Annotated in this window: 18 protein-coding genes; 12 read left to right on the top strand and 6 right to left on the bottom strand. The window is 67.4% G+C overall.

What is annotated here, in order from left to right:
- The first annotated feature begins 670 nt into the window (after positions 1-670).
- From MHZ35_RS09175 to MHZ35_RS09160, 4 genes are all read left to right on the top strand, one after another.
- On the top strand, positions 671-979 hold the full coding sequence (locus MHZ35_RS09175) for a hypothetical protein (RefSeq protein ID WP_239435326.1): 309 nt from the start codon (positions 671-673) through the stop codon (positions 977-979).
- Positions 980-1,800: 821 nt separating this feature from the next.
- Positions 1,801-3,078: a DUF1214 domain-containing protein gene (locus MHZ35_RS09170; protein ID WP_239435325.1), complete on the top strand. Its 1,278-nt coding sequence runs from the start codon at positions 1,801-1,803 to the stop codon at positions 3,076-3,078.
- On the top strand, positions 3,075-4,502 hold the full coding sequence (locus MHZ35_RS09165) for a DUF1254 domain-containing protein (protein WP_239435324.1): 1,428 nt from the start codon (positions 3,075-3,077) through the stop codon (positions 4,500-4,502). The genes MHZ35_RS09170 and MHZ35_RS09165 overlap by 4 nt, the downstream gene beginning before the upstream one ends.
- Before the next feature lie 239 nt (positions 4,503-4,741).
- Positions 4,742-5,725, top strand: a complete 984-nt coding sequence (locus MHZ35_RS09160) for an aldo/keto reductase (RefSeq protein WP_239435323.1) — start codon at positions 4,742-4,744, stop codon at positions 5,723-5,725.
- Between the two features lie 39 nt (positions 5,726-5,764).
- Here the strand turns inward: MHZ35_RS09160 and MHZ35_RS09155 are convergent, their stop codons facing one another.
- The 3 genes from MHZ35_RS09155 to MHZ35_RS09145 all read right to left on the bottom strand — a co-directional run bounded on the left by MHZ35_RS09155 (position 5,765) and on the right by MHZ35_RS09145 (position 9,680).
- Positions 5,765-6,607 (bottom strand): MBL fold metallo-hydrolase, encoded by an 843-nt coding sequence (locus MHZ35_RS09155; protein ID WP_239435322.1) that lies wholly within the window; start codon positions 6,605-6,607, stop codon positions 5,765-5,767.
- A gap of 4 nt (positions 6,608-6,611) precedes the next feature.
- Complete coding sequence (locus tag MHZ35_RS09150; RefSeq protein ID WP_239435321.1) at positions 6,612-7,892, bottom strand: catalase family protein; 1,281 nt, start codon at positions 7,890-7,892, stop codon at positions 6,612-6,614.
- Positions 7,893-8,102: 210 nt separating this feature from the next.
- Positions 8,103-9,680, bottom strand: a complete 1,578-nt coding sequence (locus MHZ35_RS09145) for an MFS transporter (RefSeq protein ID WP_239435320.1) — start codon at positions 9,678-9,680, stop codon at positions 8,103-8,105.
- A 125-nt stretch (positions 9,681-9,805) separates the two neighbouring features.
- Here MHZ35_RS09145 and MHZ35_RS09140 point away from each other — a divergent pair, with 125 nt between their 5' ends.
- The 4 genes from MHZ35_RS09140 (at position 9,806) to MHZ35_RS09125 (ending at position 13,200) form a co-directional block, all read left to right on the top strand.
- Positions 9,806-10,222, top strand: coding sequence for a cupin domain-containing protein (locus tag MHZ35_RS09140; RefSeq protein WP_129341289.1), 417 nt, complete (start codon positions 9,806-9,808; stop codon positions 10,220-10,222).
- Complete coding sequence (locus MHZ35_RS09135; RefSeq protein ID WP_239435319.1) at positions 10,219-11,187, top strand: SDR family oxidoreductase; 969 nt, start codon at positions 10,219-10,221, stop codon at positions 11,185-11,187. The genes MHZ35_RS09140 and MHZ35_RS09135 overlap by 4 nt, the downstream gene beginning before the upstream one ends.
- 61 nt (positions 11,188-11,248) lie before the next feature.
- Positions 11,249-12,505 (top strand): M24 family metallopeptidase, encoded by a 1,257-nt coding sequence (locus MHZ35_RS09130; RefSeq protein WP_239435318.1) that lies wholly within the window; start codon positions 11,249-11,251, stop codon positions 12,503-12,505.
- Between the two features lie 71 nt (positions 12,506-12,576).
- The gene (locus MHZ35_RS09125; RefSeq protein ID WP_239435317.1) at positions 12,577-13,200 is read left to right on the top strand and encodes a retropepsin-like aspartic protease family protein; all 624 of its coding nucleotides are present in this window, start codon (positions 12,577-12,579) and stop codon (positions 13,198-13,200) included.
- 58 nt (positions 13,201-13,258) lie between these two features.
- Here MHZ35_RS09125 and MHZ35_RS09120 read toward each other — a convergent pair whose 3' ends face one another.
- Together MHZ35_RS09120 and MHZ35_RS09115 are read right to left on the bottom strand one after the other, a co-directional pair.
- Entirely contained in the window at positions 13,259-14,917 is a 1,659-nt protein-coding gene (locus MHZ35_RS09120; protein ID WP_239435316.1) for a glycoside hydrolase family 43 protein, read from the bottom strand.
- Entirely contained in the window at positions 14,914-16,155 is a 1,242-nt protein-coding gene (locus MHZ35_RS09115; RefSeq protein WP_239435315.1) for an MFS transporter, read from the bottom strand. Before MHZ35_RS09115 ends, MHZ35_RS09120 begins: the two co-directional genes overlap by 4 nt.
- A 188-nt stretch (positions 16,156-16,343) precedes the next feature.
- On the opposite strand from MHZ35_RS09115, the gene MHZ35_RS09110 reads away from it, so the two are divergent.
- The 4 genes from MHZ35_RS09110 (at position 16,344) to MHZ35_RS09095 (ending at position 22,852) form a co-directional block, all read left to right on the top strand.
- Positions 16,344-17,381, top strand: a complete 1,038-nt coding sequence (locus MHZ35_RS09110) for a LacI family DNA-binding transcriptional regulator (protein ID WP_239435314.1) — start codon at positions 16,344-16,346, stop codon at positions 17,379-17,381.
- A gap of 213 nt (positions 17,382-17,594) precedes the next feature.
- On the top strand, positions 17,595-18,437 hold the full coding sequence (locus tag MHZ35_RS09105) for a FadR/GntR family transcriptional regulator (RefSeq protein ID WP_239435313.1): 843 nt from the start codon (positions 17,595-17,597) through the stop codon (positions 18,435-18,437).
- 174 nt (positions 18,438-18,611) lie between these two features.
- Positions 18,612-21,167 (top strand): glycoside hydrolase family 9 protein, encoded by a 2,556-nt coding sequence (locus MHZ35_RS09100; protein WP_239435312.1) that lies wholly within the window; start codon positions 18,612-18,614, stop codon positions 21,165-21,167.
- Between the two features lie 38 nt (positions 21,168-21,205).
- A complete protein-coding gene (locus MHZ35_RS09095) occupies positions 21,206-22,852 on the top strand; it encodes a glycoside hydrolase family 43 protein (RefSeq protein ID WP_239435311.1) in 1,647 nt (548 codons plus the stop codon).
- A gap of 85 nt (positions 22,853-22,937) precedes the next feature.
- Here MHZ35_RS09095 and MHZ35_RS09090 read toward each other — a convergent pair whose 3' ends face one another.
- The gene (locus MHZ35_RS09090; protein WP_239435310.1) at positions 22,938-24,374 is read right to left on the bottom strand and encodes a sugar porter family MFS transporter; all 1,437 of its coding nucleotides are present in this window, start codon (positions 24,372-24,374) and stop codon (positions 22,938-22,940) included.
- Positions 24,375-24,397: the final 23 nt, after the last annotated feature.

The following is a 24,397-nucleotide window of genomic DNA, read 5'->3' as shown; positions in this document are numbered from 1 at the left end:
GACGCAACAGAATTCAGCCCTCGGGGAAGGGTGCGGTCTCGTTTTCGTCCTGATCCTCGTCCTTTTCCTCATCGGGAAGTGCTCGTCGGGTTCCAGTGACGCGCCGGGTAACGCCGTCGAGGCGGGCAGCTCCGGAGCGGCCATCTCGCAACCGGCCTACGTGACGGCGGGGAGCCTGAACTGCCGGCGCGAACCCGACGCCTCGGCGGCCGTCTCGCAGGCATTGAAACGGGACGACCAGGTCGTCGTCGCGGAACGGCGCGGCGAATGGGCGCGCCTGACACGAACCGCCGGAGACTGCTGGGTGTCGAATTCATTCCTCTCGGGCGCTCCTGACGGAAGCGGCAGCCCGACAGGATCGGCAAGGCCGAACGCGCAGGGCCTGATCTCGACCGGCGTGGGGCCGAGCGTAGCGGCGGCCGGTGCGGGCTACGTGGCCAGCAAAGCGGTGAGATCCGGAAAACGGCACAGCGGATCGCGACATCGTGGCTCATCCGGTCGGCGCCGCGACACGGGCGGCGGCTACTTCGGATCAGGCTGCCCCTGCTCGGGCTCACAGGTCTGCATCGGACCGCGCGGCGGGCGCTACTGCATCACGAGCGGGGGCAACAAGCGGTATGGCGTATGATCGATATTCCGTCCGATCGGCGGTCGTCGTCAGGCCAACGCCGTGAAGCTATCCACGGAACAGCAGCGCGTCCTGGTCTCGATCGTTGAGGGCGCTGGAACCACGCAGCGCTTCGGCCGGTGGGCGCGTCCCACCTACGACGCGCTGAAACGCCGCGGCCTGATCACCACGACGAAACCGAAGACCCCGGCGGACTGCTATGCGCTGTGGCGCGTCGACCTCACGGCGAAGGGCCGGTCGGTGCGGGACGGGCTGACCGAGATGGTCGAACCGTTCCCGCTCCCGGAGTATCCCCGCCGCCCACTCGCCGACAGCTGCTGGCACGACCCCCACTATCCAGTGGGGGAGTAGCGGTGCCCGCTCAGGAAAGGGCACGCGGAATTCCACCCCTATGTGCCCATCGCCCTCATACACCTCGAGCGGCCATGATGACGACCTTCCGGCACAGCTGCAGAAACAGAAGCGGTCTCGGCCTGAGATTGAGATGAACTAGTGTCCTCTTTCGGGAAGCGGGCAGGGCCGGATGAATGCCCGCAATTGGGTCGTAGTTACTGTTGGATTGAAGGGGCAACTGATGATATCGAGGACCTCCAAAAGGTGCTACAAATCTAGGCCGAAACCGACCGAAGGCCATCGCTAAACCTTTGATATTACGCGCCGCTCGGACTAATCGACCCCTCCCGTAGGGGTCACCAGCTTCGCTGGTGGCAACAGAGCTCCAGATCGGCGACCGGATCGCCGAAAATGCCAGCGCCGAGGCTGACCGACAGCGGCCGGTGATGCCCCTGGTACGGCGCTTCCATCGCTGCAGGCGGATTTCCTCGTGGTCCGGTAGTTCCACGCGGCCACGCCATCTCAGCGCGCACCGATCAGGAGAACCCGCGCTCTTCCAGGCGCTGCGCGAGCGGCGACGCCGCTGGCTGCGCAGCATCGCGGACGCACGACGCTCCGAACGGGTGGAGCCCCCGAACGGCCGATGACGGGGCGACGCCGGCTTGCTCCGTGACAGCCCCGACTATTGTCCGGGTCTTTCCCGATCAGCCCCTGCCACGCATCGGCTAGACTGCCTTCGGTCAACGCGAGGACAGTCTATGCGAAGCCCTGAGTTTTCTGCGGACGAACTCCTCCAGCGGGCGAGGTATCGACGAGCGGTCGAGGCGGTCATTTGGGGCATGCCGGCCGTCAATTTCGACCTGATGCTCCAGGCGTTCCTGAAGGCGGGCGGGCTCCCCAACCAGGTGCCGTTCTGGTCGCACCTGCTCGACGGTCAGAACCAGACGCTGACGCCAAACCCGGACACCATCTACTTCAATCCGTTCTTCGATACGAAGGACGGGCCCGTCGTGGTCGAGATCCCCCCGGCCGAAGGCGGCTCGATCACCGGCAGCATCGACGATTGCTGGCAGAACGCACTCGAGGACGTCGGCCTCGCCGGCGCGGACAAGGGTGCTGGAGGCAAGTATCTGATCCTCCCGCCCGGTCACGTCGGTACGGCGCCGGACGGCTATATCGCAGTGCCTTCCGATACCTTCCAGAGCTATGCCATCCTGCGCTCGAACGTGAAAAGCGGCAGCGAGGCGGACGTTGCCCAGGCGCTCGCCTATGGCAAGCGCATCCGCGTCTATCCGCTGGCGCAGGCTGCCAGCCCGCCGGAGACCCGCCATCTCGACATGGCCGGAGTCCTCTACGACTCCACCATCCCCTATGACCGCGACTTCTTCCGTTCGCTCGCCCGGATCGTCGAGAAGGAACCCTGGCTCACGCGGGACAAGGCGATGATCGATCCGCTACGCACGCTCGGGATCTGCAAGGGTGAGCCGTTTAATCCGGGACCGGCCCTGGAGGAGACGTTCGACGCCGCCGCGCAGGAGGCGCATGCCTATCTCGACATGCGGTACGAGGCGGTGTTCGATCCGCCGTTTGCACCGGGCACACGCTGGGCATTGCCCGCAGTGCCGGAAGTCGTCGAAGGCATGCCGAACTTCTTCGCTTCCACCGACGCCTACCCCATCGACGGGCGCGCGGTGAGCTACTCGCTGGCGTATTTCAGCGCCAAGCACCTCGGTGCCGGCCAATATTATCTCATGGCGATCCGCGACGCCGCAGGTGACGCACTGGACGGATCGGAGACCTATCGCCTGCGTGTGCCGGCGGATGCGCCGGTGACGCTGTACTGGTCCGCCACCGCCTACGACCGCGAGACACACGCGCTGATCCGGAACGTGGCGCGCGCCAGCCGGGCCTCCACCAGCCCCGGCATCGTCGCGGAGCCCGACGGTTCGGTGGACCTGTGGTTCAGCCCCCATGTGCCGGCGGGCAAGGAAGCCAACTGGATACCCACCGTTCCTGGCCGCGGCTTCGAGGTGCTGTTCCGCCTCTACGGACCTGAAAAGCCCTTCTTCGAGAAGCAATGGGTGCTCCCGGACCTCGTCAAGGATCAGCTGCCATGACCAACACCGCTCTTCAGACTTCCCCGGCCACGGGCGCGCACTATAGCGCGCAGAACAGCCGCATCGGAGCACTCGCACTCGACCGGCAGGGCCTTCCGGACCAGGCGACGATCGACTTGCTTTACGCGGAGCGCGATTTCCAGCGTGCGTGCCAATGCTACCTCTGGGCGCTGCCGATCGTCTCCTACGCCCAGTGGCAGAACCAGCACGAAACCGTGTTCGGGGCGCAGGACGGCGACATCGTCCAATATGTGTCGGTGCGCGACAAGCTGGGCCTGATCACCGCCAATGCGACGACGCCCTATGTGATCGGCTTCGCCAACACGCAGCGGACGGGCCCGCTCATCATCGACTTCCCTGCGGGAGAGACCGCGGGGGGCGTCGGCGATTTCTGGGAGCGGTCGATGAGCGATTGCGGCCTGACCGGACCCGACAAGGGTAAGGGCGGCCGCTATGTGATCTTGGGCCCGGGCCAGGAGGCCGCGCCCGAGGCCGGCGCGGATTACGAGGTACGCTCAGACACGTTCAATGTCTTCCACGCCTTCCGCATCCTCACCACCGATCCCGCGGAGGCCGACCGCATCCTGCACGCCTATCAGGTCTATCCGGCAAGCGAGGTCGGCCACCCGCGCAAGACCCGCATCGTCCATCCCGATGGCCGGCCGTGGAGCGGCACCCAGCCGGTCGGCATGGCCTATTGGGAACGGTTGAACGAGATCCTCCAGATCGAGCCGGTGAAGGAGGAGGATCGGCTGTTCATGGCGATGCTGAAGCCGCTGGGCATCGAAAAGGGGAAGCCGTTCCGCCCCGATGCCGGGCAGGCACGGGCGCTGGAGGAAGGCGCGCGGATCGGCCAGCTGATGGCGATCGCCAACTCCTTCGACAAGCGCTTCGATACGGCCGCCTATGGCGGACACTGGGATCGGGCGGTCAATGTCGCCATGAGCCAGCAGAGCGAGCATTATTCCCAGCTCGATGAGCGCGCGTCCTGGTTCTACGAAGCGGTGGGTTTGTCGGAAGGGATGACCACCCACACGCCGGGTCAGGGCCAAGCCTATCTTTCCGCCTATCGTGACGCGCAGGGCCAGTGGTTCGACGGCGGCAGACGCTACCGGCTCCACGTCCCTGCCGATGTGCCGGCGGCGCAATGGTGGTCGGTCGCGGTCTACGACATCGAGACCCGCTGCTTCATCGACACCCCGTACGACAAGGCGGAGATCGGCTCCCGGAGCGAACTGGTTACCAACCCGGACGGTTCGGTCGACCTGGTGTTCGGCCCGGAGCCGCCCACCGATGCGCCGGAGGCCAACTGGCTGCCGACCGTCGCCGGCCGGGCCTGGTTCACCTACTTCAGGCTCTACGCACCCTTGGCGCCGTATTTCGACGCCAGCTGGCATCTGTCGGACATCGAAATGCTGGATTGAGCCGGCCGAACGCCAGGCTGGCGGAAGCCACGCGGGCGTTCGGAAGGTGGCGTCTCCCACCGGATTGCCGCTGCGTCTGGTGCGCAGGGCGGCAGAATGGCATGGCGTCGCGCCAGATCAGCGCGACGCCATGCCGGCATCTGGTTGCGCGGATCGCGACGGCGGGGCACCGTTGCGGGAACGTCCTGCCGATCGTCGCGCTTTGACGGTGCCCCTTTCAGCTTTTTCCGAGGATCCGCATGCCCCATTTCGCTCCCCCCGGCCCGCTCGGCTTCGGCGGCGCTCCGCTCGGCAACATGTTCGACGTCGTGGACGAGGCGACGGCCGAGGCAGCACTGGTCGCCGCCTGGGATAGCGGTGTCCGCTATTTCGACACCGCGCCCCACTATGGCAGCGGGCTCTCCGAACATCGGTTCGGCACGGTCCTCCGCCGCTATCCCCGCGAGCAGTTCGTGCTTTCGACCAAGGTCGGGCGACTGCTGCGGCCGGACGCCAGCTACCCCGAAAACCCGCCGTTCAAGGAGAGCCTGCCGTTCCGGGTCGAGCTCGACTATTCCTATGACGGGGTCATGCGATCGATCGAGGACAGCTACCAGCGGCTGGGCCTCGCACAAATCGACATCGCGTTCGTGCACGACCTTGCTGCCGACCACCTGGGAGACGCGTGGGAAGAGCAGTTCGAGATCGCCCGGACGGGCGCGTTCCGGGCGCTCGCCGAACTGCGCGACCAGGGTGTGATCAAGGGCTGGGGCCTGGGGGTGAACCGCACCGAGCCCTGCGTGCGGGCAATCGAGCAGGCCGATCCCGACGTGTTCCTGCTCGCCGGCCGCTACAGCCTGCTCAACCAGCCGGCGCTCGATCGCCTCTTTCCGCTGTGTGCCGAGCGCGGCGTGCATGTGGTGGTGGGTGGCCCCTACAACAGCGGCCTGCTCGCCGGGGGGCGGAACTTCGAATATCAGGAAGCGCCGGCCGACATGATCGAAAAGCGGGACCGGATCGCGGCCATCTGCGAGCGGCATGGCGCCGACATCCGCTCTGCCGCGCTCCAGTTCTGCGCCGCGCATCCCGTCGTGGCAGCGATCATCCCGGGAGCCAAGCGGCCGGACAAGGTTCGCGAAAACGCGCGGCTGATGGCGGCGACCGTGCCGGCAGCCGTCTGGGAGGAACTGCGCGAGGAAGCGCTGATTCCCGCCGATGCCCCCGTGCCGACGGCGAGCAACTAGGCGCGACGCGGCGCCCGGACCAGGGCGCCGCGGTTCGGATTAGCGCTGCCCGGAGGCGAGCAGCTCAAACTCGACAGGGTCGTGGGCGCAGAAGATGCGGACCTCGTCCCCGTGATCCAGCGACAGGCGGCGCAGGCGCTGCTGGTTGTGCAGGCGCGCGGCGCGGTCCACCTCCATCATCCGCTGGTAGCCGCGCAGCGCCGGCGTGCAGGAATAGCGCTCCGACCCGACCTCACCCCGGTAGAAGTAGGCGTCCGCCGCGTGAAGCAGCCAGCGGCCGCTATCCTCTCGGATCGCCACCCCGGCATGGCCCCAGGTGTGGCCGGCGAGCGGCACGAGCAGGATTTCGGGCGGCAGGCCCTGGAGGTCCCGCACGGCATCGAAGCCGAACCAGCGCTCGCCACCGCCCAGCGGATAGAGACGCCAGTCCTGCATCTCGTCCCACTGCTGCGGACGATAGCGGCGGGTGCCGACCAAGGCGCCCCCTGCCCGCTCGTCCGCGACCTCCTTCTCGCGCGCCGTCACATGGACGGCAGCGTTGGGGAAGTCCTCGAGGCCGCCGGCATGATCGAAGTCGAGATGGGTGACGAGGATGTGGCGGACGTCGGCGGGATCGAATCCCAGCCGGCGCACCTGGGCCACGGCCGTCTCCTCGCGACGCAGCTGGATGTTGTTGAGCGTCAGGAAGAAGGGCGACAGGCGCCGCAGCGGATGGGCGATGTCGCGCGTCCCGAAGCCAGTGTCGACCAGAACCAGGCCTGCGTCCGTCTCGATGAGCAGGCAGTGGCAGACGAGATGGCCGAAGGGGCTGTCGCTCTTGCCGTCGAAGAGCCGTCCGCCGACCGGACAGCAGGTGCCGCAGTTGAGGTGATGGATGCGCATGGGTTCAGTTCACCTCGGTTGGAGTGCGAAGACGTTCGGCGGTCCGCTCGCGAAGCGCTGCCTCATCCTTCCGGCTGCGGAACCAGGCAGCCCCGACCAGCGCTGCCAGCGCACCGAGGACGAGGAGCCCGGCGGATGCGGGGACAGGTGCGCCCTTGCGGGCCGAAGACGCGAGCGCCGCGGCGCTCGGGATTTCCTGGGGCATGGCCATCAGATCCTTGGGCTCCTCTAGTGGACAGCCGTTGGTGGCGCGGCGGCGGTTGCCCAGCACTTCATAGGCACGCAACCGCGCGCGCATGATGCTGCCGAGCGGCCGATGCGCGGCCAGGCTGTGGGACGGACAGAACAGCAGTTGCTCGTCGACAAAGGTATGGCGCACCGCGTTCCAGGCGGGTTGCGGCGGCAGCACGAGGCGGGCGACGGAACGGTAAGGGCTTTCTTCCTGCGGCCAGTCGACGCTGGCGTCCTCCACCGGCATCCGCTCCGGATCGGTGCACAGCTGCACCCGGACGTCGAACTCTACCGCATTCTCGGTGAACCAGGTAATCATCGCCGACCGGAGTGCATCGGGGTCGTGGAAGTCGATGCCCCTCGCCCGCACCGCCGCCATCGTGTCGCCGTCGGGGAAGAAGCCGAGCTTGGCGACATAGTCACCGTACCGGAGCGCACATTGGCTGAAGTAGGGCTCCGCGAGCGGGTGAAGCCGTGGATGGCCGTAGAAGTCGAGGTTGGCGCTGTTGAGCCCCACCGCGTTCAGCGCCCGATTGGTCACTCGGGCGGCAGTGGAGACGGCGGCCTTGACCGCCTGCGGCAGCGCAGTCGCGGTTTCGGTGGCGCTGATGGCGGCGAGAAAGGCGCGGGCGGTGGGCGCGTTGAAGACGGTGCCGGTGTCGAGCACGAAATCCTGCGTGTCGGCATCATGTCCGGCCAGCTTCTCGCCCTCGACGCCCAGGACCTTGATCGCAAGCCCGCGCGGCGTGGAGACACGGCGATCGTCCAGCAGTTCGCCAGGCACCTGCGCCATGCGCACCACCATGGAGTAGCGCCCGGGCCTCGCGAAGAGACCTTGGGCAAGCTCCGGCGGCAGATCGTCGCGTACATGCAGCTCGCCCCGCAACAGTGCGTGGGATTTCGCGTGGGAGACCCGGACGTAGCGGCCGTAGCGGCGGCAGGTCACCTCCCCGCCCTTCCCCATCGCCGCGATGATCGCCTCGATCGTCTCGTCCTCGTCGGGCGGGATCGCTTCGACTTCGGGCGTGTAGCGGACATAGGCCATCGCGGTCACCACCGCGCCGCGGCAAGGGGAGCGCGCGAGCCGAGGGGCTCGCGCCGAGGTCTCCGAGCGTCCTGCACGTTTGCCATTCGCGTCCCTCTCCCGTGAGGTTCGAGGCGGCGTCCTGCCGGCGCTCGGTTCAGGCTCTCAAGCCGCGAAGGCAAGGCGCTGTTCCCGCGACGGGCCAAAAAACCGGTTCAGGCCGGCTCGAAGTAACCTGGATTACTCTGCGAGCTCCGATGCGGCTCCGGCGACTGCCTCCGTCGCCCCGCGCGGAACACTTCGCCGGGCGGCGCGCGCCTCGTCGCGCCTCGCCCGGGCGCGGCGGAGGCGCCGCCGCAGTCGCGCGTCGCGCAGCAGCGACGCGGGCAGATCGGTCGCCGCGCGCAGTCCGGCAACGCTGGAGATGTTGCGGATGCCACGCCGGGTTTCCGACAGCAGCTGGTTCACCATCTCGCGCCGTTCGATCTCGCCATGTTCCGCCACCAGCGAGAGCCGGTGGATGGCGTAGAGGCCCAGCAGGCCCGCGATCAGGAAGTAGAAGTCCCAGTTGGTGAGGATGAGCGGCAGGCTCAGCGTCCCGCTCGGGCCGCTCCAGCGGAGCAGCAGCTCGAGTTCCCGCCGCGCGAAGAAGTCCGCGAGCAGGCCGCCGAGGATGGGCGCGAGGCCGGCGGCGACTGCCGTCACCATCGCATTTGCCGCGACATAGGCGGTGGCACTCCCCTTGGGCGACAGCTTGAGCGCGATGTTCGTCGAGGTGAGCGTCACGCCCGCGATGGCGGCCCCCATCAGCATGTGCAGCACCACCAGCCACCCGGCGACCAGCGTGCGGTTCTCGAACTGCGACGCGCCGATCATGGCGACGATGGCGAAGATATAAGCCGGCGCACATACGGCCATCACCGACTTGTTGGCGAAGCGATCGCTGAGCACGCCCCAGGACCGCAGCGCCAGCAGGTTCGCTATCTGGCTCACCACGCTCAGCACCATCACGAAGCTGACTTCGAAACGCAACTGGCGAACGATGAAGACGGTGAAGAAGGGCGTGGCGAGGTTGATCGCGAACTGCCAGCTGGCGACGAAGCCCAGCAGCCGGGCGAAGTTGCGGTCGCGGAACGGCTGGGTGAGCAGGCGCTTGAGGCGGACCGGCCCGTCGGCGACGGGCATTTCCGGCTCCGGCATGGCCGCGACCACGCGCGCGCTGATCAGCCCGGTCACGCAGCCGATCGTGAACATGCCGGCGAACACCAGGTTGCGCGACAGCGATCCGGCAGGCGTCAGATGCAGCGCAAGCGCCGCGGCGAGGCCGAGGATGAGGCTGATGGCAGTGAGCCAGGCCGTGCGCTTCGCGAACACCCGCCCCAGCCGGTCCTCCGGCGCCAGGTCGCGGAGCCAGGCGTTCCAGGCACAGGTCCCGATCGCGCCCAGCCCGCATACGACCAGCTGCGCCGCCAGGAACAGCAACAGCGGCACCGTTCCGCTAAAGAAGGCGGTGACCGCCATCACCGCCAGCATCGCGCGGCCGATCAGGCTGGTGACGACCGCGATCCGCTTGCGCGTGCGCAGGCGCTCCACCAGCAGGATCGCGGGAAGCTGCAGGAGCTGCGCGAGGAAGGGCGCACTCGCGAGCACCCCGACCATCGTGTTCGAAGCACCTAGGTGCAGCGCGAAGGCGGTGAGGATCACGCCGGTGGTGAGCGCGGCGGTACCGCCGGACAACGCCGCTTCGCGCACCAGCAGGCGGAGGCCGTGCTCACGCTCGGCGTCGCTGACATGCGCTTGGGGAAAGAGCGTTACCATCGGGTCTCCCGAACATCCCTGCGCCGCCCGAACGCCCCATCGCGCCGCGCGATCCGCAGTTCACGGGAACGGTCCGGGCCTTCGTTCGTCCCCTTTCCCGAACGCAAATCCACAGGAGCAGGCGAATGGCGATCTTCAACAAGGACATGGTGGACCTCGCGACCAAGAACAGCTTCTGGCAGAAGGAGGTGTATCGCGACCGCAAGGTGCAGATCGTGCTGATGAGCATCCCGGCCGGCGAGGAGATCGGTACCGAGACGCATCCCGCCGATCAGACGACCTTCATCGTCTCGGGCGAGGCGCAGGTCGTCGTCGACGGCCATTCGACCAAGGCGGGCAAGAACCATATGGTAGTCGTGCCCAAGGGATCGGAGCACAACATCATCAACAAGGGCTCGGGCGACCTGAAGCTCTTCTCGGTCTATGCGCCGCCGGCCGAACCCGAAGGCGCCGCCTTCAAGACCAAGGAAGAGGCGGAGGAGGCGGAGAAGGGCCTGCTCGCGAAGGCGGCCGAGAAGGTGAAGGAGGCGGTCGGCCGATGAGCCGCGCGCCCCTTCGCGTCGTCATCACCGGTGCATCGAGCGGCATCGGCGCCGCGACTGCGGTCGCCTTCGCACGGCAGGGCGCCCGGCTGGTGCTCGGCGCGCGGGGCACGGCCGGGTTGGACGACATCGCCCTGCGCTGCCGCGGCGCGGGCGGCACGGCCGACGCCGTTCCCGTCGACGTGACCGATCCGGGCGCCGTCGCGGCCTTCGCAGCGGAAGCGCGGGAGCGGCTGGGCGGCATCGACCTCTGGTTCAGTTGCGTGGGCGTGGGCGTGCTCGGCAAGTTCCAGGACGTTCCCCTCGCCGACCACCAGAGGGTGATCGAGGCGAACCTGCTCAGCCACATGAGCGAGGCGCATGCCGTCCTGCCGATCTTCCTGGCGCAGGATCGCGGCACCTGGGTCAACATGATCTCGATCGGCGGCTTCTTTGCGACGCCGTTTGCCGCCGCCTATTCGGCGAGCAAGTTCGGGTTGCGGGGCTTCAGCCAGGCGCTGCGCGGCGAGCTTTCGAAGAACCCGCGGATCCACATCTGCGACGTGTATCCGACGTTCGTCGACACGCCCGCGATCGGGCACGCCGGCAACTATACGGGCGCACGGCTTGCGATGCCGCCGGGGTCACTGGCACCGGAGACCGTCGCAAAAGCGGTGGTCCGGCTTGCACGGCGCCCCCGCAACACCACCGTGCTGGGCGCGCCCGCACTTGCCCTGAAGCTCGGCCAGTTCGCGGTGCCCAACCTGAGCGCGGCGATGATGAACGGCTTCATGGAACGCTGGTCGCACAAGGCCGAGCGCGGCGAGGACGGCAGCGGCACCCTGTTCGATCCGCCCAGCGAGCCCAGCGGCATCGATGGCGGCCAGCGAAATCCCGAGCAGCGCCGTGCCGCACCGGCCGCGGCCGGAGCCGCCGCGCTCGGCGTGGCGGCCATCGGCGCATGGCTGTGGCGGCGGCGGCGCTAAATCGACGCTGACCGGCGCGGGTGCATTGCAGCGTCCCTGCAATGCACCCTATCCAGCCGGTATGCACGCCCTCCTCTCCCGCCGCAGCTTCGTCGGCGCAGCCCTCACCGTTCCGGTCCTGGCTTCCAGCGCGATCCTGCGCGCCGCGGAGCCGGACCTGTCGGAACTCCGCGACCTCACCACGGCCGCGAAGCCGATCGATGCGGCCGAGCGGCTGGCGCGGATCGGGCGCGCGCAGGCCCTGATGCGCCGCCACGACATCGCCGCGGTGGTGGTCGAGCCGGGCGCCTCGCTCACCTACTTCACCGGCATCCAGTGGGGCCGGAGCGAGCGCGTCACCGCCGCCGTCCTTCCGCGTGAAGACGAGGCACTGGTGGTCACACCCTTTTTCGAGGAGCCCTCCGTCCGCGAGACCCTCGACGTCGCGGCAGAGGTGCGCGTGTGGCAGGAGGATGAAAGCCCGCTGGCACTGATCGCCGGCTGGCTGAAGGAGCGGGGCCTGGCCAAGGGGCGGCTGGGGATCGAGGAGACCGCCCGCTTCTTCGTGGCAGACGGGCTCGGCGCGCGGCTGCCGGGCATGCGGCTCGTGTCGGCCGATCCGGTCGTCCGCGGCCTGCGCATGATCAAGTCCCCAGCCGAGATCGCGCTGATGCAGATGGCGACCGACGTCACCCTCGCCGCCTATCGGTGGACCTGGGCGCGGGTCGAGGCCGGCATGACCGGCCGTGACGTGTCCGCGCTGATGAGCGCCGCAACCCGCAAGCTCGGCGGCGAGCCGGCGTTCTCGATGGCGCTGGTGGGCGAGGCCTCCGCCTATCCGCACGGCAGCCGACAGGTGTACCGGATCGCGCCGGGCGAAGTGCTGCTGATGGACTGCGGCTGCTCGGTGCATGGCTATGAGTCCGATGTCTCGCGCACCTTCTCCTACCGAAGCGTCCGCCCGGAGGTTCGCCGGGTGTGGGAAACGGTCGCGAAGGGACAGCAGGTGGCATTGCAGGCAGCGCGGATCGGCGTCGCGGCCGGCACCATCGACGATGCCGTGCGCACCTTCTACGAGGCGCAGGGCTATGGCCCGCGCTACCGGCTGCCCGGCCTTTCCCACCGCACGGGCCACGGCATCGGCATGGATGGGCATGAACCGGTCAACCTCGTGCACGGAGAGACTACCCCGCTCGCGGCCGGCATGTGCTTCTCCAACGAGCCGGGCCTCTACTTGCCGGGCAAGTTCGGCGTCCGGCTGGAGGATTGCTTCTACATGACCCCGGCGGGGCCTCACTGGTTCAGCAAGCCACCCGCATCCATCGACAGTCCGCTCTGATCGTCCCGAACAGACGCTGCGGATCGAAACTTTGGGCTTTGGGTTCGTGACGAGATGAAGGGCTACACCGCGTGACCATCAGCACCGAATGGCAGCAGATCGCAATCTATGCAGTGCTTGCGGCGCTGGCGCTCGCATTCATCCAGCGCATCCCCTTCATCGGGCCGATCGTGCGCTTCGCTTTCTCGGTCGGGTTGCTCGCGCTGTGCCTGTTCATCCTGTTCCAGCAAGCACCCTACGAACCTTCTTTGGCGCGCATCGCCGAGCGCCTCGGCGTGAACGGCCAGGAGGTGTCCGGCGGAGAGGTTCGCATCCGGATGTCGCCGGACGGGCACTTCTGGGCACGCGCGACGATCAACGGGGTAGAGCGCCGGATGCTGGTCGACAGCGGTGCGACGATCACCGCGATCTCCGAGGACACGGCAAAGGCGGCCGCCGTAGGCTCCGGCACCAGCCTGGTTCCGGTGGTGCTTCAGACCGCGAACGGCCTCGCCCAGGCGCGCACCGGATCGGTGAAGCAGCTGGAGCTGGGATCGATCACGGCGCGCGATCTCAAGGTCGCGATCTCGCCGGCGCTCGGCGACATGAACGTGCTGGGGATGAACTTCCTCTCCGATCTCGCCTCGTGGCGGGTCGAGGGACGCACGCTGATCCTCGTCCCGAAGACCGGGGTAAAGCGGACGCGCAAACCCTGAGGAGGGGCACGGCTGCGCTGGCTCGCGCTTCGCAGCCATTTCCCCGCATCCAGCCCGCCTAGCCCAGAACCTCTGCGCGTGCCGATGCCTGCTCCCGCAGCGGGTCGGCCGCCGGGTGCTCGACATAGTGGAAATAGCGGAAGTCGGCCGGAAGGCCGGTGCCGGCCATGTCCTGGCACGCCATGCCGACGAAGGTGCCGGTGAAGTTCGGCAGCCCCGGCAGCGTCGCCTCGTCCGACAACAGGCTCGCGTCAAACGTCTCCGGTAGCCAGCACCACTCCAAGGCACCTGCCAGGCGATAGCCGAAGCGCAGTGCCTCATGGTCCACCTCCACGCGAAGCTCGACGGCACCCGGACCGATCGGGGTCGGCGGCGTGAGGACACTGCTCCCCTCCCCCTGCGGCGTGACGGCCAGCACCTGGATCTGGCGCTCGCCGCCATCGTCGGCGGTCAGGTGGAGGAAGTAGAATTTGGTGCTGTTGTAATAGCAGACCAGGCCGGCCGCCTGCTGGAAATGCTCGGGCTCGAAGTCGACGCAGGTCTGCGCATGGTAGCGGAACGCCTGTTGTCGCCGCGCGACCAGCGACTGGGTGAAGTGGCTGCCGATGGTCTCGCGCCCGTAGAGGCGCAGGTGCCCGGGACGCGCATCGAGATTGAACAGCTGCTCGGGATAGGGCGTCCGGAGCCATTGGAACGGCTCCGGCAGGGTCGAGCCGGTGAACTCGGTCTCCTCTTGCACAGGGTCGACGGCGGCGTGCGCCGGCCCTGCTACTTCCGCCACCGGTACCCCCGTCCCGTTGAGCGTGCGCAGCCATCCGTCCGCACCCCAGCGCATCGGCTGGATCGCGCTTTCCCGCCCCAGCACGCAGCGGTCGCTTGCCGGCAAGGGGCGGCCGCAAAGATAAGTCATCCACGTCTCGCCCGAGGGCGTCTCGACGAGATCGCCGTGCCCGGCGCGCTGCAAGGGAGCCTCGGGCCGGCCGCGGGCCGTAAGCACGGGGCCGTCGGGATGCACCTCGTAAGGTCCGAACAGCGAGCGCGAGCGGGCCATGACGACGGCGTGGTTCCGCTCGGTCCCCCCTTCCGCGACCAGGAGATGGTACCAGCCGTCCCGCTTGTAGAGGTGCGGCCCCTCGGTGAAGCCGAGCGGCGTTCCCTCGAAGATCACGCGGCGCTCCCCGAGCAGGCAGCCGCTGCGGAGATCCATCTCCTGCGCGACGATGCCGGCGAAGCGGCGCCGGCCCGGCCGATGATCCCACAGCATGTTGAGCAGCCAGCTGCGTCCGTCGTCGTCGTGAAACAGCGCCGGATCGAAGCCGCTGCTGTTGAGATGGACGGGATCGGACCAGTCACCATCGATCCGATCGCACCAGACCCAGTAATTGTGGAAGTCGCGCAGCGACGCCCCACGCGCACCATCCACCGTCGTGCGCCCATAGCGCTTCACATCGGTGAAGATCAGGTGGAACCGACCATCGGCGTAGCTGAGGTCCGGCGCCCACACCCCGCAGGCGTCCGGATTGCCGCGCATGTCGAGCTGGCTGGGGCGACGAAGCGGACGTGCGACGAGACGCCAGTTGGCGAGATCACGCGAGTGGTGGATCTGGACGCCTGGAAACCATTCGAAGGTGGAGGTGGCGATGTAATAATCGTCCTCCACGCGGACGATCGACGGATCGGGGTTGAAGCCCCGCAGGATGGGATTGCGGATGGTCATGCGGTTTTCCGAACCAGCGTCCAAAGCAGCGCAGCGCCGAGAAGGTCGAGCAGGCCGAGGAGGATGAAGAAGGGTTGATAGCCAACCTGGTCGACCAGTGAGCCCAGCACGAGGGTGAAGATCAGGACGCCCAGGTTGGCAGCAGTCCCCGACACGCCGGTGGCGGTCGCCACCTGGTCCTGCGGAAACAGGTCGGACGACATGGTGATCACCGTCACCGACAGCGTCTGATGCGCGAAGCCGCCGAGGCAGAGGAGTGCGACCGCGGCGATGGGGCTCGTCACCGTTCCGACGAACATCATGCCCATCATCAGCACCGCACCCACCGTGAAGGCGCCGCGACGCGCATCCACCAGGGAAATGCCGCGCCGCTGGAGCCAAGCCACCACGGCAGGGCCGAACAGGCAGCCGAGGTCCGCCGCGAGAAAGGGCAGCCACGCGAACATCGCGATCTGGGTGAGATCGAAGTGGCGCGCCTGGACGAGGTACAGCGGCATCCACAGAGACAGCATGCCCCAGACCGGATCGGCCAGGAAGCGCGCCCCTGCGATAGCCCAGAGGTTGCGCTGCCCGAGCAGTTCCCGAAGCGGCGGCCGGCGTCGCCGCTTGGCAAGCGCAGCCTCCTGACCTTCGACGATGAGCGTCCGCTCCCTCTCGGACAGGGCCCGATGTCGTGCGGGCGGCGCGTACCAGAACAGCCAGGCGATCACCCACAGGAGGCCGAGACCGCCGGCGACGAAGAACGCCGCACGCCAGCTGTGGTTGAGCACCGCCCAGGCCACGAGCGGCGGCGCGAACACCGCGCCGAAGGACGCCCCGATCTGGTAGATTCCTCCAGCGACGCCACGCTCCCGCGCTGGAAACCATTCGGCGACCAGCTTCATGCCGGCCGGCTGGGCAGAGCCCTCAACCAGCCCCAGCGCGCCCCGCAGGCCTGCAAAGCCCAGCCAGCCGGTCGCCAGGCCGTGGCCCATGGTGATCAGCGACCAGACCGCGACGAACAGGGTGAAGCCGACCTTCAGGCCGATCAGGTCGAGCAGATAGCCCGCAACCGGCTGGAACATGATGCCGAGCTGGAACGCGCCCGTGATCCACGAATATTGGGCGGACGAAATATGCTGCTCGGTCATGATCGCCGGTGCGGCGACCCCAAGGATGCTGCGGGTGAGATAGTTGATGACCATCGCGCCTACGAAGAGGCCGATGATGGTCCACCGAACATACGGAAATCGTCTCACCGTGCGGCCCCTCCCGGTAACGTTACCATCTTCGTAGCCCGGCCGGCGGAGCGAAGGCAAGTCGCGGTGTAAACGGCTGCGCGGCAGAGGGACGTGCGCGACGGCATTGACGAAGCCGCTTGCAGGGATGCACGTCCTCTGGTCGACGGTCGCAGGCGAAGTCCGCCGGCAGCAACGCAGAGAAGAGCTTGGCACAAACCGCCCGACGGACGCGTGGCGTCACCATCATCGACGTAGCCAAGCAGGCCGGCGTGTCGCCCATGACCGTCTCCCGCGTCATCAACGCCGACTCCGGGGTTCGCGATCAGACCCGGGAACGCGTGAACGAGGCCATTCGCGCGCTCAACTACAAGCCGAACATGATGGCGCGAAGCCTGGTGACGTCGCGCGAGATCCGGATCGGCGTCATCTACTCCAATCCAAGCGCCGCCTTCATGAGCGATTTCCTGGGCGGCGTCTTCGAGGAGGCGTCCGCCCGCGCGGCGCAGCTGATCCTTCTCAAGGGCAAGGATGGCAAAGCGCCGACGCCGGAGGCGATCGAAGGGCTGATCGCCTCCGGTGTCGGCGGCATTCTGCTGGCGCCGCCGCTGGGCGAGATGCCGCTCGTACGGCAGGTGCTTCGCGCGGCCAATCTGCCCGTCGCGGTCGTCGGCGGGACTGCACCCGGTGCCATTTCGGTGGGCATCGACAATCGCCAAGCTGCCTATGACATGACCCGCCACCTGATCGAGCTGGGGCATCGCCGCCTAGGCTTCATCCTCGGCAATCCGGACCAGTCCGCGAGTGCGGAGCGGTTGAGCGGATTCCAGGAGGCGGTGCGGGAAGCCGGGACGGCCGAGGCCCAGATCGCCGCGGGTGATTTCAGCTATGCATCTGGCCTGGTCGCGGGCGAGCAGTTGCTGGATGCGCCCACCCCGCCCACCGCCGTCTTCGCGAGCAACGACGACATGGCCGCGGCCGTCGTTTCCGTCGCGCATCGCCGGCACCTGGACGTGCCGGCCGACCTTACCGTCGCCGGCTTTGATGACACCACGGCGGCGGTGACGCTCTGGCCCCCGCTCACCACGATCCGGCAGCCGGTGCTGGAACTCGCGGCGGAAGCGCTGCAACTCCTGATCCGGGAAATGCGCGCCGGCACCGTTGCGCCGACAGGTGACGAACGCTCCCGCGTGCTCCAGCATGTCCTGGTCGAGCGCCAGTCGACGGCGCCGCCCGGGGGGAGTTGAAGGGCGCCTGCTGCGAGCCATGGCGGGTTGCCGGTTGGCCGGCTGCGTGACAGGTTTGCCGCAAGAACAGAAGATTTGGGAGAACGGAATGCGGCTGTCTACCTATGCGGCGTTGCCGGCGTGGCGGGGAAGCTGCGCCTTTCTTTGCCCGCCCGAGCTTCCAATCCAGCGACGAGCGTCCGTCCGCGTTGCGCCCCTCCGTCCGGGCAGCCGATGAGCGACGGCAGCGACATGGTACAGCGGGCAGCCGCGATCTCAGAAAGCCGGGATCTTCCGCAAGTGATTGCCGACACGTCCCCGGCCACGACCGAGTCCCGGGAGTCCACGCGCAGGCCTGGCCGGCGTCTTCGCGGTGCCGTCGCCCACAAGCTGGGCGTCGCGATCCTTTCGGGGCAGTACAAGCCGGGAGACGTGCTGACCGGCGAGATCGCGGCGGCTGAAGCCCTGGACGTTTCCCGCGGCGCGTATCGGGAGGCAGTTCAGGTCTTGACCGCCAAGGGGCTGGTGGAGAGCCGTGTCAAAACCGGCACCCATGTCCTCCCGCGCGAGCGATGGAACCTGCTCGACCCGGACGTGCTCGCATGGGCATTCACGGGAGAACCGGACGCGCGGCTGGTGCGCAGTCTCTTTGAACTGAGATTGGTGATCGAACCCGCCGCGGCCGCGTTTGCGGCCGAGCGGCGTACCCGAGCGGACCTGAAGCGCATGGGGGACGCTCTGAAGGGCATGCGCCGGCACTCGCTTGCGACGCCAGCCGGCGTGGCGGCGGATCGCGACTTCCACGATGCGCTGCTGCACGCGACCGGAAACGATGCCATGGTGGTTCTAGGATCCTCGATCGGGGCCGCCGTCGCCTGGACCACGCAGTTCAAGCAACGCACCCGCGCCTTGATCCGCGACCCGATCCCGGATCATGCCCGCGTCTATGATGCCATCGTCGCAAAGGACGTAGCGGGCGCGAATGCCGCGATGCGGCTGCTGGTCGAGCTGGCGTTGACCGACACGCGCATCGCGATGCCGCCTCGCGCGGAGGATGAGCGGACCGATCCGCTCTAGACCGCCAGCGTGATTCGGTTCCCCTTCAACGCTTCTGATAGCGCTATCGGCAGGAGCTACTCTCCTCGACGTTCTTCAACTCTCAACACAAGATGCGGCTAGCAGACGATGTTGTTAGCGCTATAGTCAAGCACAGGCGCCGAAGAGTGCCGGGACAACCAGGAGAGGATGGTCATGGCGGGAAGACCTGTGTTCTGTCTGCTGGCAGCACTGCTTGCAAGCACTGCGCCCGTAGAAGCTCAAACCCTGCAGCCGACGGCATCGCCCGAGCTGAAGCTGGGCGAGGCCGGCTATTACGAGGCGCCGGCGGTCAACGTGCTGGTCTTCTCCAACTGGTACGACGGCCTGTTCGCCGACTCCAAAATCAGCGGCGTCGAGATCATCCAGCAGGGCAAACGGATCGCGACGAACGGCGATGTCCGCCTGTCCTCCACTCCCGGGCAGTGGGACGCGATCGGACGCCTGGTGGACCGACAGGTGGACGCCGCGACGGGTGCGATCACGGTGACGCTGGAGTATCCCGAGCACCAATGGCGCTACCGGATCCGCTCCGAAAAGCGCGGCGCGGCGGTCGCGGTGTCGGTGATCCTGGAGCAGCCGGTCCCGGCAGCACTCGCGGGTAAGGCAGGCTTCAACCTGGAGTTCCTGCCCTCCGCCTATTTCCATCACAGCTATATGGTCGACGGCCGCACCGGCGGCTTCCCGCTCTACCCCGCCGACGCCATGATCCGAACGCCCGAGCGCAACGCGGCGAGCGGACGCGCCGAAGGTCCGGGCGCCGAACCGACGCCGATAGCGCGCGGCAACCGCTTCGTGCTCGCGCCGGAAGACCCGGCGCGACGCGTGTCCATCCAATCGAATGTCGAGGTGCAGCTGTTCGATGGCCGCAACCAGGCGCAGAATGGCTGGTTCGTGTTCCGCTCGCTGTTGCCGGCAGGGCGCACGGGAACCGTGGTCGAATGGACAATCCAGCCGAACAGCGTTCCAGGCTGGCTGCGTGCGCCCGTCATCGCCCATTCGCAGCTCGGCTACACGCCCGGCGCGCGCAAGGTCGCCACGATCGAGCTCGACCGCAACGACCGCCGCACCCTGCCCGCGCGGCTGCTGCGCGTCGGCGAAGATGGCCGCATGACGCCCGTCAGCGTCTCGCCGGCAAAGCGCTGGGGTGACTATCTGCGCTACAGCTACCTGCAATTGGATTTCAGCGGCGTGCGCCAGCCGGGCCTCTATGTCTTGGAATATGGCGACACCCGCACCGCCCCGTTTCGGATCGCCGCGGACACCTATGCGGGCGCCTGGCACCCGACGATGGACGTCTACTTCCCCGTCGCGATGGACCATATGTTCGTCAACGAAGGCTATCGCGTCTGGCACGGCGAGGCGCATCGGGACGACGCTCGCCAGGCGCCGGTCAGCCATGAGCACATCGACCTCTATGCGCAGGGGCCGACCACCGATACCCGCTTCAAGCCGGGCGAGCACATTCCCGGCCTGGCGGTCGGCGGCTGGTTCGACGCGGGCGACTTCGACATCCGCACCCAGTCGCAATATCAGGTGATCCGCTCCTTGGTGGATAGCTGGGAACGCTGGCGGCCGGCGCGCGACACGACCGCGGTGGATTGGAGCCGCCGCCGCACGGAGATGCATGTCCCCGACGGCACCCCCGACCTGCTCCAGCAGATCCGCCACGGTACGCTGCAACTGGTCGCGCAGTTCGACGCGGTCGGCCACGCCATCCATGGCATCGTCGAACCCGACGTCGCCCAATATACCCACCTCGGCGACGCATCGACCAAGACCGACGGGCTGATCTACGATCCGAGCCTGAAGCTGGGCGAGGAGAGGAACGGGCGCAGCGGCACGCCGGACGATCGTTGGGCGTTCACCACCAAAGCCTCCGCGCTCAACTATGGCTCGATCGCCGGGCTGGCAGCAGCATCGCGGGCGCTGGCCGAAGTCGATCCGGAGCTTTCGAGGAAGGCGCTGGCGATCGCGACCCGCACCTGGGCGGAGGAGCAGTCGCATGCCCCCGATCTCTACCAATATGGCAACACCACCGGTGGGCCGCTGGAGGCGGAACGCTTCTCGGCCGCGGTGGAATTGCTGCGCGCGACAAAGGACCAGCGCTATGTCGCGGCCGTCCAATCGGCGTGGCCAGCGATCGAGAAGACCTTTGCGTCGAACCTGCGCGACGCCGTCGCGGCTCTGCCCTTCATGCCCGCGAGCTATCGCGACGGCATGATCCCGGCAGTGCGGACCTATGCCGAGGCCACCCGCACGGGGGCAGCAGCCAATCCGTTCGGCGTGCCGATCACCACCGGTGGCTGGGCCGGCAGCGGCGCCGTTTTGGGATCGGCACTCAACGCCTATGCCCTGCACAAGGCGTTCCCGGACATCATGCCGGCGGATCCGGTATTCCGCGGGATCGAGTTCCTGCTCGGCCATCACCCCGGCTCCGACATTTCGTTCGTTTCCGGCGTCGGCACCGTCTCCAAGGAAGTGGCCTATGGCAACAACCGCGCCGACTTCTCCTTCATTGCGGGTGGCGTGGTTCCGGGCGTTCTGATCATCAAGCCCGACTTCCCCGAGAACCATGAGGACTGGCCCTTCTTCTGGGGCGAGAACGAATATGTGATCCCGGAAGGGGCGATGTGGATCGAGCTGGCGCATGCAGCGCACGAGCTCGCCACCGCGGGCACGGCGGCCAAAGCGGACCCGAGCAAGCAATAGGCTCAAGCTCGCCCGCTCAGAATACAGAGAGGATCGACATGCACATTCGCACGCTTGCCCTGGCGCTGGCGGGTCTCGCCGCCGGCTCTCCCGCGCTGGCGACGGAGCCGGCGCGGTTCAGCCGCTTCACCTACGACGGCCGTACGCAGGAACGGGTAACCGTCCGTGCGGGGCAGCACCGCAACCCGATCCTCTCCGGCTATTATCCCGATCCGTCGGTCACGCGCGTGGGGGACGACTATTACCTCGTCCTCTCTTCCTTCGCGCACTTCCCGGGGTTGCCGATCTTCCGCTCGAAGGACCTGGTGAACTGGACGCAGATCGGCAACGCGATCGATCGGCCGGAGCAGCTCGACTTCACCGGTATGCGCACTTCGCAGGCGGTGTTCGCCCCCGACATCTCGTACCACGACGGCACCTTCTACATCGCGAACACCTGCGTGGAGTGCGGCGGCAACTTCGTCATCACGGCGAAGGATCCGGCCGGCCCCTGGTCGAAGCCGATCTGGCTGCCGTTCGAGGGGATCGATCCTTCGATCTTCTGGGAAGGCGACCGCGCCTATATCGTCAACAACCGAGCACCCGCCGAACCGCCGCGCTACGATGGCCATCGCGCGATCTGGATCCAGGAGTATGACTGGCGCGTTGGCAAGATGGTGGGCGAAAGTACGCAGCTGGTGAACGGCGGCGTCGACATTTCCAAGAAGCCGGTGTGGATCGAGGGACCGCACATCCTGAAGAAGGACGGCTGGTACTATCTGACCGCTGCCGAGGGCGGGACCAGCGTCAACCATTCCCAGGTGGTGCTGCGATCGAAGAACCTGCGCGGCCCCTTCGTACCCTGTGCGGACAACCCGATCCTGACCCAGCGGGATCTCGATCCGGCACGTCCAAATCCGATCACGTCTGCGGGGCACGCCAAGCTGGTCGAGACGCAGAACGGAGAGTGGTTCGCGACCTTCCTCGCCGTGCGCCCCTATGAAGGCGACTTCTACAACATCGGGCGCGAAACGTTCCTTTTGCCTGTCACCTGGAAGGACGGCTGGCCGATCATCCTGCCCAAGGGCGAGACCATCCCCTTCGCGAGCAGGGCACCCAAGCTGCCAGCCCAAACGCCCGGCCCGGTGCCGACGACCGGCGACTTCGGCTATGTCGACGAGTTCGACGGCGACAAGCTGGCGATGCAGTGGGTCGGCGTACGCACGCCCAAGCGCCCCTTCTACCACCTTGAGGCCGGAGATCTGGTGCTCGACCGCGGCACACCCATCGGGGACCTCTCGGGCGTGCCCGCCTTCGTCGGCCGGCGACAGCAGCATCATGTCGCCACGGTGAGCACCGCGGTGCGCTTCGATCCAGGGGCGGACGGGGAGCGCGGTGGCCTGGCGGCGATGCAGAGCGACCGGAACTACCTGTTCTTCGGCGTGACGCGGATTGCGGGCAAGCCGGTGGTGGCGCTCTACACGGCCGACCAGGGCCAGGAGCGGCTGGTTGCCTCGGCTCCGATATCGCCGGGTAAGCCCGTGACGCTGACGATCCGGGCCGATGGAGGGACTATGGCGTTCGACTATGAGGGCACGGCCGGTAGGAAGACGCTGGCCGCCGACGTGGACGCGCGGTTCCTGAGCACGAAGGTCGCGACGGGCTTCGTCGGAACGCTGATCGGACCCTACGCCTGGACGAAGTAAGCCTTTCCAGGCGCCAGATATGAGAAAGGCGGGAGTACCGGTGTGGTACTCCCGCCTTTTCTGTGTTGGTGACGAGCAGGAGGGCTTAGCCCGCCATGTCCTCCAGCTCGCGGCCGCGGGTCTCGTTCACCATCGCCTTCACGAAGAAGAACGACACGGCCGCGAAGAACGCATAGCCGAAGTAGGTGACGGCCAGGCCCGGCGAGACGGCAAGCGCCGGGAAGCTCACCGAGATCGCCGCATTGGCGATCCACTGCGCGAAGCCCGAGACCGCGAGGCCGGAACCGCGGATCTGGTTCGGGAACATCTCACCCAGCATCACCCACATGACCGGGCCCCAGCTGGCGTTGAAGAAGATCACGTAGAGGTTGGCCGCGACCAGCGCGATCATGCCGTTGTGGCCCGGCAGCGAAACCGCGCCGGACGCATCGGTGACTGCGGTCGAAAAGGCATAGGCCACCACGGCCAGGGTGACGGCCATACCGGCCGACCCGACGAGCAGCAGCGGCTTGCGACCGATGCGATCGACGGTCGCGATCGTGAACAGGCAGGCTGCGATCGACAGCACGCCCGACAGGATGTTGATCTGGAGCGCGTTGTCCTCGGTGAAGCCAACCGCCTCCCACAGCACCGCGCCGTAGTAGAAGACGACGTTGATGCCGACGAGCTGCTGGAAGATCGCGAGGCCGATGCCGGCCCACAGGATGGGACGGATCTTGCCGGTTGCCTTGTCGCGGAGGTCCGACAGCTTGGGCTTGTGATGGTCGGCCGCGAGGGAGTTGCGGATTTCGACGACCTTGCGGTCGGCCTCCGCACTGCCGAACAGGCGGGTGAGCACCGCATGCGCCTCCGCGTCACGTCCCTTGGCAACCAGGAAGCGCGGGCTCTCCGGGATGACGAGCAGCGCCAGCAGATAGATGGCGGCCGGGATGGCCTGCAGCCAGAACATCCAGCGCCAGGCCGGGAAGCCGAGCCAGAACTCGGACGTCGAGCCACCGGCATAGCGCGCCAGCACGAAGTTGGCGACGAACGCGCCGGTAAGGCCGGTGATGATCATCACCTGCTGCACGCTCGAAAGCCGACCGCGGATCGATGCCGGGGTGACTTCCGAGATGTAAACCGGGGAGATCACGCTCGCGGCGCCGACGCCCAGGCCGCCGACGATGCGGGCGAGGATGAAGACCAGCGAACCATTGGCAGCGCCGGCAAGCACGGCGCTGACTAGGAACAGCACCGCCGACAGCATCATCACGTTGCGGCGACCGATCGCGTCCGCCAGCCGTCCCGCGCCAAAGGCGCCGATGGCGGAGCCCACAAGGATGGCGCCGACATTGACGCCGATGCCCAGGCGGCCGAGGTCGAACGCCGACTCCAGCCCCTTTTGCGTGCCGTTGATCACGCCCGAATCATAGCCGAACATGAAGCCGCCGATCGTCGCCACTGCGACGATTGCGGCGATGAAGCCGTGGTTGGTGGCGATGCCTGCCCCCCCCTGCCCCGGTCCCCTAAAGCTGTCAGTCATCGTCTCTCCTCGCCCGGCCCACG

It is taken from the genome of Sphingomonas sp. ACRSK (genome assembly GCF_022346685.1).
GTDB lineage: Bacteria > Pseudomonadota > Alphaproteobacteria > Sphingomonadales > Sphingomonadaceae > Sphingomonas > Sphingomonas molluscorum.
The sequence above is the reverse complement of the archived record's forward strand: the minus strand, read 5'-3'. Positions and strand labels throughout refer to the sequence as shown.

Excerpts from the sequence above, each read along its gene's own strand:
- MHZ35_RS09170 (WP_239435325.1), top strand. The coding sequence starts at position 1,801 with ATGCCGGCCGTCAATTTCGACCTGATGCTCCAGGCGTTCCTGAAGGCG.
- MHZ35_RS09165 (WP_239435324.1), top strand. The coding sequence starts at position 3,075 with ATGACCAACACCGCTCTTCAGACTTCCCCGGCCACGGGCGCGCACTAT.
- MHZ35_RS09160 (WP_239435323.1), top strand. The coding sequence starts at position 4,742 with ATGCCCCATTTCGCTCCCCCCGGCCCGCTCGGCTTCGGCGGCGCTCCG.
- MHZ35_RS09155 (WP_239435322.1), bottom strand. The coding sequence starts at position 6,607 with ATGCGCATCCATCACCTCAACTGCGGCACCTGCTGTCCGGTCGGCGGA.
- MHZ35_RS09145 (WP_239435320.1), bottom strand. The coding sequence starts at position 9,680 with ATGGTAACGCTCTTTCCCCAAGCGCATGTCAGCGACGCCGAGCGTGAG.
- MHZ35_RS09140 (WP_129341289.1), top strand. The coding sequence starts at position 9,806 with ATGGCGATCTTCAACAAGGACATGGTGGACCTCGCGACCAAGAACAGC.
- MHZ35_RS09135 (WP_239435319.1), top strand. The coding sequence starts at position 10,219 with ATGAGCCGCGCGCCCCTTCGCGTCGTCATCACCGGTGCATCGAGCGGC.
- MHZ35_RS09130 (WP_239435318.1), top strand. The coding sequence starts at position 11,249 with ATGCACGCCCTCCTCTCCCGCCGCAGCTTCGTCGGCGCAGCCCTCACC.
- MHZ35_RS09120 (WP_239435316.1), bottom strand. The coding sequence starts at position 14,917 with ATGACCATCCGCAATCCCATCCTGCGGGGCTTCAACCCCGATCCGTCG.
- MHZ35_RS09105 (WP_239435313.1), top strand. The coding sequence starts at position 17,595 with ATGAGCGACGGCAGCGACATGGTACAGCGGGCAGCCGCGATCTCAGAA.
- MHZ35_RS09100 (WP_239435312.1), top strand. The coding sequence starts at position 18,612 with ATGGCGGGAAGACCTGTGTTCTGTCTGCTGGCAGCACTGCTTGCAAGC.
- MHZ35_RS09095 (WP_239435311.1), top strand. The coding sequence starts at position 21,206 with ATGCACATTCGCACGCTTGCCCTGGCGCTGGCGGGTCTCGCCGCCGGC.
- MHZ35_RS09090 (WP_239435310.1), bottom strand. The coding sequence starts at position 24,374 with ATGACTGACAGCTTTAGGGGACCGGGGCAGGGGGGGGCAGGCATCGCC.